The sequence below is a fragment of the Spirulina sp. 06S082 genome, assembly GCF_034932145.1.
Lineage (GTDB): Bacteria > Cyanobacteriota > Cyanobacteriia > Cyanobacteriales > Spirulinaceae > CCY15215.
Genome location: NZ_JAYGHV010000412.1, coordinates 1 through 13,757 on the forward strand (window position 1 = coordinate 1; position 13,757 = coordinate 13,757).

At 43.0% G+C, this 13,757-nt stretch carries 12 protein-coding genes and 1 pseudogene; 9 read left to right on the forward strand and 4 right to left on the reverse strand.

Annotated features, from left to right (window positions below; genetic code table 11):
• Positions 1–315: 315 nt before the first annotated feature.
• Complete coding sequence (locus tag VB714_RS24995; RefSeq protein WP_323227710.1) at positions 316–1,212, forward strand: NAD(+) kinase; 897 nt, start codon at positions 316–318, stop codon at positions 1,210–1,212.
• Positions 1,213–1,230: 18 nt separating this feature from the next.
• Here VB714_RS24995 and VB714_RS25000 read toward each other — a convergent pair whose 3' ends face one another.
• On the reverse strand, positions 1,231–1,818 hold the full coding sequence (locus VB714_RS25000) for a hypothetical protein (RefSeq protein WP_323227713.1): 588 nt from the start codon (positions 1,816–1,818) through the stop codon (positions 1,231–1,233).
• Positions 1,819–1,932: 114 nt separating this feature from the next.
• Positions 1,933–2,946: a hypothetical protein gene (locus VB714_RS25005; protein WP_323227716.1), complete on the reverse strand. Its 1,014-nt coding sequence runs from the start codon at positions 2,944–2,946 to the stop codon at positions 1,933–1,935.
• A 190-nt stretch (positions 2,947–3,136) separates the two neighbouring features.
• Here VB714_RS25005 and VB714_RS25010 point away from each other — a divergent pair, with 190 nt between their 5' ends.
• The 7 genes and pseudogenes from VB714_RS25010 (at position 3,137) to VB714_RS25045 (ending at position 8,670) form a co-directional block, all read left to right on the forward strand.
• A complete protein-coding gene (locus tag VB714_RS25010; protein WP_323227719.1) occupies positions 3,137–3,280 on the forward strand; it encodes a hypothetical protein in 144 nt (47 codons plus the stop codon).
• A gap of 211 nt (positions 3,281–3,491) precedes the next feature.
• Positions 3,492–3,720 (forward strand): annotated as a pseudogene (locus VB714_RS27605) (element excision factor XisH family protein).
• Entirely contained in the window at positions 3,708–4,061 is a 354-nt protein-coding gene (locus tag VB714_RS25025; protein ID WP_323227727.1) for a XisI protein, read from the forward strand. Before VB714_RS27605 ends, VB714_RS25025 begins: the two are co-directional and overlap by 13 nt.
• 158 nt (positions 4,062–4,219) lie before the next feature.
• A complete protein-coding gene (locus VB714_RS25030; protein ID WP_323227730.1) occupies positions 4,220–4,498 on the forward strand; it encodes a DUF4212 domain-containing protein in 279 nt (92 codons plus the stop codon).
• A gap of 39 nt (positions 4,499–4,537) precedes the next feature.
• A complete protein-coding gene (locus tag VB714_RS25035; RefSeq protein ID WP_323227733.1) occupies positions 4,538–6,226 on the forward strand; it encodes a sodium:solute symporter family protein in 1,689 nt (562 codons plus the stop codon).
• Positions 6,227–6,387: 161 nt separating this feature from the next.
• The gene (locus tag VB714_RS25040) at positions 6,388–7,044 is read left to right on the forward strand and encodes an NAD(P)H-dependent oxidoreductase (RefSeq protein WP_323227736.1); all 657 of its coding nucleotides are present in this window, start codon (positions 6,388–6,390) and stop codon (positions 7,042–7,044) included.
• Between the two features lie 48 nt (positions 7,045–7,092).
• Positions 7,093–8,670, forward strand: coding sequence for a helicase C-terminal domain-containing protein (locus VB714_RS25045; RefSeq protein WP_323227738.1), 1,578 nt, complete (start codon positions 7,093–7,095; stop codon positions 8,668–8,670).
• A gap of 30 nt (positions 8,671–8,700) precedes the next feature.
• Here VB714_RS25045 and VB714_RS25050 read toward each other — a convergent pair whose 3' ends face one another.
• Both VB714_RS25050 and VB714_RS25055 read right to left on the reverse strand, forming a co-directional pair.
• Complete coding sequence (locus VB714_RS25050; protein WP_323227739.1) at positions 8,701–10,647, reverse strand: glycoside hydrolase family 10 protein; 1,947 nt, start codon at positions 10,645–10,647, stop codon at positions 8,701–8,703.
• Between the two features lie 8 nt (positions 10,648–10,655).
• Positions 10,656–12,902 (reverse strand): RelA/SpoT family protein, encoded by a 2,247-nt coding sequence (locus tag VB714_RS25055; RefSeq protein ID WP_416309791.1) that lies wholly within the window; start codon positions 12,900–12,902, stop codon positions 10,656–10,658.
• 268 nt (positions 12,903–13,170) lie between these two features.
• Here VB714_RS25055 and patD point away from each other — a divergent pair, with 268 nt between their 5' ends.
• Positions 13,171–13,584, forward strand: coding sequence for a heterocyst frequency control protein PatD (patD, locus tag VB714_RS25060; RefSeq protein WP_323227743.1), 414 nt, complete (start codon positions 13,171–13,173; stop codon positions 13,582–13,584).
• Positions 13,585–13,757: the final 173 nt, after the last annotated feature.

Consider the following 13,757-nt stretch of genomic DNA (forward strand, 5'->3'; position numbering starts at 1 on the left):
AGGTTGAGCAATGGCGATCTTATGCTTGTGATGTTGCTGCTTCTTATGCGATCGCGTTACTTCAAAGTGGTGCTGTACCATTACAAAATTAATAATTGTTTATAGAAAGAGGTGGTTTGCGGTTTTTAAAAACTTGCAAAGGCGATATTGCAACCCAACTTACCCGACAGGCGATCGCAAAACGAGAAGAAATCCTGAAACATGACCAAAAAAGCAAGATCGGCTTAAAAAATGGAATATTTCGCAAAAATTTCTTGAAATTGCTGAGAGTCCGGATATTGTTAATTTGCCCTCTCAACTCATCACCTTCCCATTATGCAACTGCAACAAGTCCTCATTGTTTACAAAGCGAATAATATTGAGAGTAAACAATGGGCAGAAAAATGCGCCAAAGAACTCGAACAGTTTCAATGCAAAGTTCTCATCGGACCTAGCGGCATTCACGACAACCCTTACCCCGTCTTCCTCGCTTCTGCCCTGCAGCCGATCGATTTAGCTTTGGTGTTGGGGGGAGATGGGACTGCTTTGGCTGCAGCGCGCCATCTCGCCCCGAAAGGCATTCCTATCCTCTCGGTGAATGTGGGGGGGCATTTGGGCTTTCTGACGGAACCTTTTGAAGAATTTGAGGACACCGATCGCCTTTGGCAGCGTTTGTTAGGCGATCGCTATGCGGTACAAAGGCGCATGATGTTACAAAGTTATCTCTGGAAGGGCGATCGCATTAACCCAGAAATAGTCAGCGATCGCTTTCTCTGTTTGAACGAAATGGGCATTAAACCCGCCAGTATCGACCGGATGCCGACTTGTTTGTTAGAGATGGAAGTAGACGGGGAAATCGTCGATCGCTATCACGGTGACGGTTTACTGGTTTCAACGCCGACGGGTTCCACTTGTTACAATGCTTCTGCCAATGGTCCGATCCTGCACGCGGGCATGGAAGCACTCGCGGTAACTCCGATATGTCCCCTCAGTTTATCCATTCGTCCCATTGTTTTGCCTCCAAGGGCGATCGTTAATATTTGGCAGTCGGGAGATCCGGAATTAAGTACAAAACTCTGGATGGATGGGGTTTTAGCCACTTCTATTCTTCCCGAACAGCACATTTGCATTCGCATGGCGGACTGTTACGCTAAGTTTATTATTTTGCGAGAAAAGCACTCTTTTTATCAAACTTTACGAGAGAAATTACAATGGGCAGGGGCGAGGATTTGAGTGTCCCCACACCTCCTTCTAAATTTTAATCGCACTAGGTTCATTCGGAACCGCCGCAATACGACGACATCCCGACTCGGGCATTGCCCATTGATAGCGACATTCTTGAGGATTGCCCCAGCATAGCCCTATATAGAGTTCATTTAAAGTTGTATCCATTTCCGCCCATTCCGCTTCTTTTGCCAATTCTTCGACCATTTCTCTAGTCATTCGCTGTTGTTCTTTACCCAACAACCACAATTTTAAATTCTGACTATGTCGCCGCCAAAACTGCAATACTGATTCTTTCGATCCCTGTAAAATTTCCTTGTCTTCGGGAATAGCCGCGAGTTGATTGTGTAATTCGGGATAGGAAATACTTTCTTCTTTAAATCGACAAGTTCGCCAAATCAAACCGGAAACTTTGTATTGGTGTTGGTAATGGTGGATTTGTTCGCGAAATTCTCGATACGCATAGACTTTACTAATTTTATCGTGACCTAATACTAAGGAAAGAACGGGATCGTTAAAGCGTTCTTTCGCAGACAGTAAAACCCGATCGCCTTGCCAACCTGCTTGCATTTCGCGATCGAGAATAGAAATGAGTTGTTGGGTTGTATATGCCATCAGTCTCCTATCAATGAACAACGATCGGTGAATAATTATCAATGAGGAATGAAGAAAGAGAGGAATAGGAGAAAAAGCGATCGCATTTTCCAGCTAGAGAAAGGTAGTAAGGGGCTAAATATTTTTTTCTGTATCGGGAGATACTTTATCCTGAAATCGTGCCAGTAATTCCCCACGGGACAGTTGTAATAGTAATGGCGTAAATTCTTCGGAATCAAGACTGGCGATCGCCTTGACAATCGCAGCAAGTTCATCATCTAATATGTCAAAGCGAATGCGGAGAAGAGTTTGAATTAAATGGCACTTTACTTCTCGTGCTCCTTCTGCTTTGCCTTGTTGAAGTCCTTGTTGAAGTCCTTGTTGAAGTCCTTGTTGAAGTCCTTGTTGAAGTCCTTCTTCTTTCGCTTGTTGGCGAAGTTCTGCCATTGCCTCTTCGTACATTTGGGTTAAGGTCATAATTAACTCCCTATCGTCACGATCTAAGTTTTGGTCTTGGTTCTGTCGTTTGGCTAACAGAGAAATGAGTTCTTGTACTAATTTTATGACATTTTCTCGCAATCGGTTGGCTTTGGGCAAGGCTTCGAGTTCGCTAACGGCTTGTTTTTGTACGCTTCCTCGTCCTAAAAGTCTCAACCATAATGTTTCAGGGGTTTGTGGGAGTTGATGAATAACAATCAAAGCAGTTTTCAAACCGACTCCTAAAAAGTAAACACCTCCTTCCCAATTGGGTGTGGATGGGAGAGGATGAAAACGTTGTAGTAAATTGGCAGAGGCTGTCGGTGTGAGAATCCAGAGTTGAGGAAGTTGAGTTTCACCGAGAGGACTTTTTTTTCGTTTGGCCTCTCGTTCCAATTCTGCATGAAGGGTAAACAATTTCCCCATGCAAGCGCGAATATCACTATCGTTGACAGGGTTGCGGAAAGGTTCAAAAATGCCAGTTGTGGCGGTTAAGCGTCCGAGAAGTCCCAAATTTTCGCGATCGCGCGATCGCGGATCGGAGGGGGTAAATAACAGATCGACTTGACGGACTTCTGAGGAAATATCTTTACTGGTTTCCACTGTACCGAGAGGGGAAAGAAGTTCGGTTAAATATTGTTTCGCAAATTGATCGTGAATAAAGCGTGTCACTTTGTTTTTCCGATAATATTTTTGTTTCCTGTTACAATTTATACTAAATTAAACGTTCAATTGCAGCATAAACATTTGATTTATTTAACTCTTCTCCTAACACTTCTGATAACATTATCCGTCTTTTTCCGACTTGTCAAACTGAGAGTAGCTATATCACAATGAAACAGATATAGCAAACAATCAAAAAATGAAAAATACATTACGCAATCTTACTCTTGGTTTAACTGTTGGTACAATTGCGATCTTAACGATCGCAACTACAACTACCCAAGCTCAACCCAAAGCAGAATCTACTCCTGCTATTGCCCAAGCAAATTCTACTGTTACCTAAATTTCCAATTGCTTTAGTTTTTGCCAATCGGATTATAGCACCATTTATATTACAACCTTTTGGGTACGATGCCTGCGCCCAAAAGGTTCACGATTTAAGGATATCCTTCTAATTCCCATTCCTACCAATCGTATGATACAATATGTAAGAAGTACCGAAGTTTTCCAAGAACAGTAAAACCAGAGAATAGCAAAGACGAAGGCGATCGACAATGGCTGCAAAAGATTTATTCCATGATGCTGTCAAACAAGCACTCCAAAAAGAACAGTGGAAAATCACCGCAGATCCGCTAACCATTCGGATTGAGAAAGGCTGTACCATTAAACACATTTAACTCTTTTTTTCAAGAAAGATTTGTTCAAGAAGCAGTCAAACTTAATCAACTAAAATTAATTATTTACAATCCATATCAGGAGGAAATCATCAAATGGAAAGAGTAGAACATTATCGCAAATGTATTTGTAAATTGCTAACTGAAGAGTGTGAAAAAGGAGCAGAAAATACTGATATTGAAAGTCAATTAATTTTTGATCGGGAACGCGATCGCTACCTCTTATTAGATATCGGTTGGCAAGATCATGAGCGAATTTATGCCTGTTTTATCCATCTAGATATCAAAGAAAGCAAAATTTGGATTCAGCGTAATATGACTGAGGTGGATATTGCTGAAGAATTGGTTAATATGGGGATTCCTAAAGAAGATATTATTATCGGATTGCTTCCACCCTACCAGCGCCCTTATACTGGCTATGGAACAACGGGTTTAGCGACATCTGCTTAAGCGCGATCGCCTATTTTAATTCCCCTCAATATCTATTTTTCGTATTTTGTTACAAAATATTACTAAATCCAGCCTAAATAAATTAATTGTGCTAGTAAAACCTCTAGACCATTTTGGTGTACACTGAACTCGTTTTTGGTATTAAGTGTTAGCAAAACATGGATAAAGAACAGAGAAAAGCCTATTGGAGTGCTAATATCGCTTTAATTCGGAATCTTTTGATTGTTTGGGCGATCTCATCCATAGGGGCGAGTATCCTTTTCGTTAAAGTCCTTAATCATATTCGCATCGGAAACCTTCCTTTCGGATTTTGGATGGCACAACAAGGAACAATTTTTATCTTCGTGATATTAATCTTTATTTATGCCTTCCAAATGGACAAACTCGATCGCAAATATCGAGTCGATCGCGACACCTCTAGCCCAGAAGAAGAATGAAACGAACTGAATCTTCATAAACTTTAAAACCTGAAAACCATGACTGTAGAAGCGTGGACATTTTTGTTTGTTATTCTTTCTTTTCTCCTTTATACCTATATTGGTTGGCGATCGCGGGTACGAGATAGCAAAGGCTTTTTTATTGCCGAACAAGGTATTCCCGCCATTGCTAACGGTGCCGCAACCGCCGCAGATTGGATGTCTGCGGCCTCTTTTATCTCAATAGCAGGGTTAATTTCCTTCCTCGGTTATGACGGTTCGATTTATCTAATTGGAGGGACGGGAGGGTTTGTCCTCTTGGCACTTCTCCTCGCCCCTTACCTGCGAAAATTTGGGAAATATACCGTCCCAGATTTTATCGGCGATCGCTATTATTCTACCGCCGCCCGCTTAGTGGCCGTCGTAGCAGCAATTTTTGTTTCTCTCATCTACGCTTCTGGACAAATGCGGGGAGTGGGCATTGTCTTTAGCCGCTTTTTGCAAATTCCTATCGGTGCAGGGGTGGTCATCGGTATGATTGTCGTGGGTTTCTTTGCGGTTTTGGGAGGCATGAAAGGCATTACTTGGACCCAAGTGGCGCAATATACGGTTTTAATTATCGCCTATTTGATTCCCGCCTTCGCGATCGCCTGGATTCTCACCGGAATACCCCTCCCTCAAATCGCCTTCATTTTTAGTGATATTGTCGAGAAACTCAATGGAATTAGCGTCGATCTCGGCTTCAGCGAATATACCCAACCCTTCGCCAATAAATCTATGTTGGATGTCCTCTTCATCACCATTGCTTTGATGGTGGGGGCGGCGGGACTTCCTCATGTTATCGTGCGTTTTTATACGGTTTCTAGCCCTCGGGCGGCACGATATTCGGCAGGTTGGGCGCTGTTATTTATTGCCCTGCTATACTCAACAATACCGGCGATCGCCGGATTTGCCCGCTATAATCTCATTGACAGTTTGCACGGAAAATCCATCGAACAGATTCAAGAATTGGATTGGGCGACAAAGTGGGAAAAGACTGGTTTATTAGCCTTTGAAGATAAAAATAATAACGGACGCATCGAATTAACTCCCGCTAAAGAAAGCAACGAGATCGCCATCGATCCCGATATTATTGTTCTTGCTAACCCAGAAATGGCCAATCTTGCCCCCTGGGTAATTGCCCTCGTTGCAGCAGGAGGACTTGCAGCCTCCTTATCCACGGCTTCGGGGTTATTATTGGTGATTTCCAGTTCCATTGCCCATGATGTCTATTTTCGCATTGTTAACCCCAATGCGTCCGAGTCTCAACGTTTGATGGTGGGGAGAATTATGGTGGGATTTGCCGTGGCGATCGCAGGTTATTTTGGCGTAAATCCTCCCGGTTTTGTCGGACAAGTAGTTGCATTTGCCTTTGGGTTAGCGGCGGCCTGTTTTTTCCCTGCGATTATTTTGGGGATTTTTGATAAGCGGGCGAATAAGGAAGGTGCAATTTCCGGTATGGTTATCGGGTTAGCATTTACAGCTTTTTATATCATCGGCGTGAAATTCTACGGGATGTCTACTTGGATGTTTGGCATTTCGCCGGAAGGAATCGGTACAGTGGGGATGATGCTTAATTTTACCATTACCTTAATTGTCTCCCGTTTAACTCCACCGCCGCCGTTAGAAGTGCAACGATTAGTTGAGGATTTACGTTCTCCAGAACACGCACCGCCGGCATTAGCTGATATAGGTGAAGAACAGTCATAATTTCAGTACAAGCATTGCGCCCCCACCCCAGAAACCCAAATGTAGGGACGTAGTATGCTACGTCCCTACATTCCCTACAGCGATCGCAGCAATCCCGAGGAATTTTCTGCTATTATAACGAGCGATAAAACTTGTTTTTGCGATCGCACTGCCTTAAATTTATGACTCCTTCCGAATTATCCCCCGAATATGTTCACCAGCAACTTTATTGGCGTTATGCTGTCAAAAAGTTTGATGATTCCAAAACAATTCCCGATGAAGTTTGGAAAGTATTAGAACAAAGTCTTGTACTTGCCCCTTCTTCCTTTGGGTTGCAACCGTGGAAATTTTTTGTCGTTCGCGATCCTGCCATTCGCCAACAATTATTGGCACATTCTTGGGGACAAAAACAAGTCATTGAAGCCTCTCATCTCGTCGTTTTAGCCATCAAAAAAGATATTAACGCTGCCGATGTCGATCGCTATCTTCAACGCATGGCAGAAGTCCAAGAAACCCCCCTTGAAAACCTACAAGGATTTGGTAATGTCGTTAAAAATTTCCTCGAAAACCCCCCCTATCCCCTCGATATTAACGCTTGGTCAACCCGACAAGTTTATATTGCTCTCGGACAGTATATGACTTGTGCGGCTATGTTGGGAATCGATACTTGTCCGATGGAAGGATTTGTCCCCAACAAATACGATGAAGTATTAGGATTAACAGAAACGGACTATAAAAGTGTTGTTGTTTGTCCCGCAGGATATCGCGCCGAAGATGATAAATCTGCAGCCCGGAAAAAAGTCCGTTATGCTACCGAAGACGTGGTGCAGTATATTTAACCGATCGCGCTAATTTGTTTGTCGTGGGGGCATTTTGTTCAAGCAAGATTGCCCCTACTAAAATATAAAGATCGCCCTCATTTCTTATTTGCCAATGTGACTATAGAAGCCCGAGTTCATCATTCTCTACTGACTTTTTTACGCCGTCAAGGGCAACCCTACTGGCAGCATCATTTAACCATGGCGAGGTTGGTGGCGCGATCGCTGCGGTTGGGGCGATCGCTTCTCTTGCAAACAGGATGCACTACAGAAACCTATTGTTTTAGTTATCTCAGTTCGGCGTTACTCTGGGATAAAGCGGTTATTCTGGTTACTCCCCCCATCCTACAACAGAAATTATTACAAGATTGCCTGCCTCAACTCCTACAAGGGCTGGAAATTGACAAAGAGATACTCATTAGCGATCGCCTCCCTTCTGGCACCTTTAAGGGGCTTCTCCTCACCTCTCCTCAATCTTGGTTGCGCGATCGCCTTGACGCAGAAAACCGCTTCCCCGATAATATCCCTACCCTCATCGATCCTGCCGATGACTGGGAAGATTGGACGCGAGAGGAGTTAACTGTACAAATTCGCACGGAAGATTGGCAAGAATTAAGGGAAAGTTTGCCCGATCTCCAACCCCTCATTAGCCAAACCCGCGATCGCCTCTCCCAAAATTTATGCCAACGCCCTCACAACCCTCACAATCGTTATGCGATCGCCCAGGAAGATACAGAATTACTCGCAACTTTGTTTGCAGCGATATCCGGCGATCGCTGTCCTCCCAGATGGCAAAAGTTTTTAAAAACTTGGCAAAAGGAGGGAGAATTAAAATGGCTCTCTGCAACGAAAACGCGATCGCAATTTACCCTTAACATTGCCCCCATTGAAGTGGCAACCGTCCTCGAGAAAGTTTGGCAAAAACAGCCTATTGTCATCATGGGAGGGTTTCTCGACTGGGATGACAATGCCCCCATTTATCGCCAACAATTGGGGTTAGGTGACTTAACCTGCGTGCAGTTTTCCCCCCATCGTCAAAGCGAGTGCATTCAACTCTACCTTCCCGATCGCCTCCCTCTCCCCAATACCAAAGAATTTCAAAGCGCCCTTTTACAGCAAGTAGTACGTTTGTGTCGCGGAGGAATGCTTGGGCAGAATTACCACCATCGTCACCAACCAGAATGGATATCTGCAATGAAACGTCCCGCGATCGTTTTGGTGGAGGATACCCCCTTAAGAAGGCAAGTTGGTGCAACTTTAGCCGCAGAATTTGGTTCTGGAGTACAAGTTGAACAAACCAATATAGCATCCGATGGCATTTTAGTCAGTGGCTGGGAATTTTGGCGATCGCATCAAGATATTTTGCCCACTCCTCAACTCCTGATTATAGCAACTTTACCTTTTCCTTCTACAGAAAATCCTCTTGTTGCGGCTAGAGTCGCCTACTATAAAAATAATCGTCAGGATTGGTTTCGTAACTATATGTTACCCGTTGCCCTGCGAGAATTGCAGCGTGCAGTGTTGCCTTTAAGAGATGGTCGAGGGGTTGTTGCTCTCCTTGATAATCGCGTTAATCACCGCAGTTATGGTAACACTATTTTAGCAGCTTTGGAGCCTTTGGCAAGAATTAATTATATTGATTGGTGAGGCGATCGAGAGGGTTTGGAGACCAAACCCCTACGGGCGATCGAATAACTCTTGAAAACCTGCTTGTCTGCTTTCGGGAGATTCGTCGGTATAATTCCATAAACTCTCGTAGAAGAAGAAAGAGACTCCCGCAAGATGTTCTCTTCTCACGACATTAACTTGTTTTTTGATGCGATCGAAGGGGACAAAACGCTGTCTTAAACCGGTTAATATACCAATTCCTACGGGAATATGATTTTTAGCTTGTTGAATGGAAGAATGAGATAAATCGCGACGAAACTTATTCAGATCGCTGCGATATAGTTGAACGATTAACTCTTCAATTAAACCCATTCTTTCCCAAGTTTGCCAGTCGAGTAAATAGTATTCTAAAGAGAATTCTTGAGGATTGGGAGATAAAGAAACAATTACATTATTTTTGGCGGCTTTAATGGCAAAAAAGAGACTTTTCATATATTCGGTAATCTTATTAGCACGCCAGCGAATCCATTCTACATCTTTGTAATTATTAGCGGGAAAATAACCGTTGTGTTCTTGTCGATAGGACTTTACGGTATAATCATCGTAACCAAAATCAGAGGGATAGCCAAAATGATCGTCAAATTGAATCCCATCAATATCATAATTGCTAACAATTTCTACAATTAAATTCGTAATAAATTGCTGAACTTCTGGATGTAGGGGGTTTAACCAGACTCTCTCGCGTACTCCCCCTTCTAACCAAATATTATTACCATCAATGCGTTTGGTTAACCAGTCGGGATGTTTTCGGGCTATTTCTGAGTCTGCGGGTAACATGAATCCAAATTCAAACCAAGGAGTAACTTTCATCTTTTTCGCATGACCGATCGCGATCGCCTCTGCTAACATATCTCTTCCTTGCAAACCGGGTTCGGGATCGCGATCGCGGCCAATTTCTTGTTTCATCATTGCACTGGGATACAAAGTATATCCCCCATTCCAAACCGTGGGATAAAGAGTATTAAAATTTAAGGCTTGCAAACGAGAAATTGCGTTTTCTAGGTTTTTGTGGGAAAATAAAACATCGCTGTCAATGTTGGTTAACCATACTCCTCGTAACTCTGTATCGTAATTGCGATCGGGATGTTTCAAGAATGAAATAGGGAGTAAAGAACTATTGCTAATTAATTGTGTTTTAATTTCAGAAGTATTTTGTTTTGAATTGAATTGCTGACTAAATTCCGGATTATCTTTTTGATTATCTTCTTCTAAGAACTCGGGTGGAAGAATAAAATTATTGTTATTAATAACATATTGCGGCGGAACTAAACCAGAAGTCCCCGAGGTTTGACATAAAAAGGCCGCTATTTCTCCTCGACTTGCGAGGGATTTGGGTCTAAATTCACGAATTTGGGGGAAGTTAACAATTAATTCATTTTCCGCAGCCGTAGCAATAATTTCTCGGGCATAACCGGGAATATCTTCTACATCATTAAAATATCCTGATAAAATAAAATCCGCAGGTTGACTGGGTTGGTAAAGATTGAAACCCGAGGCGATCGCCACGACAACTTCAGAACGAGAAATATACTTGAGAGGTGCAAAAACGCGATCGGGATATCCAGATAAGAAGTTAGTCTCAAAAGATTGACCAATAGCCGTTGTTCCCCAATATCCTTCCGGAATATCTTTAAACTCTCCTTCTACATATCTTCTCACATCTGGAGCATTAGGAAAAGCAGCAACCAAAATATCGGCAAATTGTCCGCGAGTGACGGGCAAATTAGGTCGAAAGGTATCATCGGGAAATGTCTCCATTACCCCTTGTTTGACCATTTGTCGCACGCATTGTTGCGCCCAGTATCCCTGTATATCCGTGGGAAAATTGGGCAGGGTTTGAGAGGAAACGATCGCGGGACGCAAGGCGATCGCCATAAAGCTCAAACAAACAAGAATAATAAACCCTTTCCACTGTTTCAATCTGCGAAAAAAGTTCCCCAATAAGTTCATTTTCATCCTTTACTTTAACCCTCGATACGACGCACGTTTAAAACATCACTCATTTGGCGAATTTTATTAAAACTGCGATCGAGTTGAAGGCGATCGCGAATCTCAATTCCCAATGTAATTAAAGCTGGTTTTCCGGGACTGGTGCTAACCTCCGCTTGACAGACATTAATCTCATCATCGCTTAATCGTCCCAGAACATCTCGCATCACCCCAACGCGATCGAGAGTTTCTACCTGAATGTTAACGCGATAGGTGGGAGAACAACTTTTCCCATCCAGGGTATTCCAACTCACGGGAATGAGGCGATCGCCCGCCATTTTCTCGACATTTGCACACCCTTGACGGTGAATCGAAATCCCCCGCAGTTGGGTGACAACGCCAATAATCGCTTCTCCTGGAATTGGACTGCAACAGCCTGCAATATGGTGCATTAACCCTTCCACCCCAGCAATCGGTGATTTGCTGCAAGTGCTTTCTTTGGGAAAACTGCGAATCGAGTCGATTGTTTCTGCTACATTTGGATTAGTATCGGGTTCAATGGGTTGAGTTATTTTAACCGCATCTCGCAAGCGATTAACCACAAGATTGAGAGTTGTTTCGCCATATCCCAGGGCGGCGAGAAGGTCTTCTACCCCTTGATAATTGCATCTTTCCGCAACCATTCGCATGGGTTCGGATTTTAATAAAGCCTCAAATCCCTTTTTTCCCAATTCTTTTTCTAATAATTCTCGACCTCGGGCGATATTCTCTTCCCGACGCGATCGCTTATACCATTGACGAATGCGATTGCGGGCGCTGGGAGTCGCAACAAAGTTCAACCAATCTAAAGTGGGGTGACTATTTTTATTGGTGACAATTTCGACAATATCGCCATTTTGTAAAGGCGTATCCAAAACCGACCAACGCCCGTTAATTCTTGCCCCTTTCATGTGATTGCCAACCTCGGTATGAATGCGATAGGCAAAATCCACCGGAGTTGCCCCTTGTGCTAAAGACATAACATCTCCTTGGGGCGTAAATACATAAACATCATCTTCAAATAAATTCGATTTCAGATTCTCGACATATTCTTGAGCATCGTTGAGGTCATTTTGCCATTCTAATAATTGCCGCAACCAAGTAAATTTCTCATCATCTGGAGAAGTTTGTTCCGAATTGCCACTTTCTTTGTATTTCCAATGGGCGGCAATTCCATACTCGGCAATATGGTGCATTTCTAAGGTGCGAATTTGTACTTCTAAAGGACGACCTGTAGCGCTGACAACTGTTGTATGTAAGGATTGATAGCGATTGGGCTTGGGTAAACCAATATAGTCTTTAAAGCGTCCTGGAATGGGCTTGAAAATATCGTGAACGACAGCTAAAGAACGATAACAACTATCTTTTGTATTGCCAATAATCCGAATCGCAGCAATATCGTAAATCTCTTCAAAGGCTTTTTGCTGCCTCTTCATTTTACTATAAATGCCGTAAAGATGTTTGGGTCTACCCGTTATTTCTAGAATAGAAATACCCAATTCCTGCATTCTTTCTCGTAAACTTTCGATAGTTTTTTCGATCCGATCTTCGCGATCGCTGCGACGTTCGGCCACTAATCCTTGAATATCTCGGTATTCTTGGGGTTCGAGATATTTAAAGCATAAATCTTCCAATTCCCATTTAAAGCGACCGATGCCCAAACGATTAGCAAGAGGGGCAAAAATATCGCGGGTTTCTTGAGCGATCCGTTGTTGTTTATCGGGTTTAAGATGCTCTAAGGTTCGCATATTGTGCAGGCGATCGGCCAGTTTAACCACAATGACGCGAATATCTTCGGCCATGGCCAAGAACATCCGTCGAAAGTTTTCCGCTTGACGTTCGGTTTTGCTGGAAAAATTAAAACTGGATAACTTGGTCACTCCTTCCACTAATTGGCGCACTTGGGGTCCGAATTGTGCTTCAATTTCCTCGGGGGTCACGTCGGTATCTTCGACTACATCGTGCAAAAATCCGGCGGCGATGGTAACGCTATCCCCTCCTAAATCCCGCAATAAACCCGCAACAGCGACGGGATGGGCGATATAAGGTTCCCCGGATTTGCGATACTGACCTTCATGTAGGGTATAAGCAAAGTTAAAAGCACGACAAATGAGGGCAATATCGCGATCGCGATCGCTATTTTGGGGATGAGAGTAAGCAATAAGACATTCATTTAGCCAATCGGGAAGGAGAATATCATGAGGCTTGGGATCCTGGGGTTTGGAGATATGGCGATCGCCCATGGGGGAAATGTCGCTCCCTAATGGGATAGAATTGGTTGGGGAAGGATGGGTAATGGTAGGTGAATTCATAAGATTTGAGGGTTAGAGGGGTGAATGGGATGATAATAGATGGCTAGTTCAAACGTTACTAGCAGGAATCTAAAATAAATATGGAGGAATATTTTAGGTAAAATTTCCAAAAAACAGCGATCGTAAAAAAGTTAATACTGATAGAATACCCAGGAAGAAAATTTTTATTTACGAGAAGTTTATATTATCTCAACTAGGTATGGAAATTCAATCCCTTGATTCTCATTATGGAATTTTTCTCGAAAATCTAGAAGCCTTTAAGGTTTTTCTTGAATCTTCTCCCGACGGGAAAAGCGCGATCGCAGAAAGGTTCACAGATTTAGAACAAATGTATCGAGAAAAGATTCTAATTTTAACGGTAGAAAATGGCGATCGCAGCATTCCCAAAGACATTCCAGAAACTATTTCTCAAACTATTTCTCAACATACTTCTCAATGGCAATCCCTGCATACTGAGACTCATCGAACCATGCGTTTGTTGCAAACTGATATCATTTTTTTGCAAGCCTCTCGTAAAGAGACAACGATACAACAGCGTCAAGCTGCCTGTTTGACTAAAATCGAGCATTTAATCGCATATTGTCAGCAAATCTTGACACAACTGCCAAAATAATAAACGTGATACAATTCAGGATATTGGCAATACTTTGAATGTCAGAAACCTCAGCCCTTAGGCGTGAGGCTTGAAAGAGAAATCTGACAAGCCATTCTGACCAGACTAAGTACCCAGCGTACTACGTTATTTAGGTCACGACACCTGGGAATGCGAAGCTAGTTCCTCGCTCT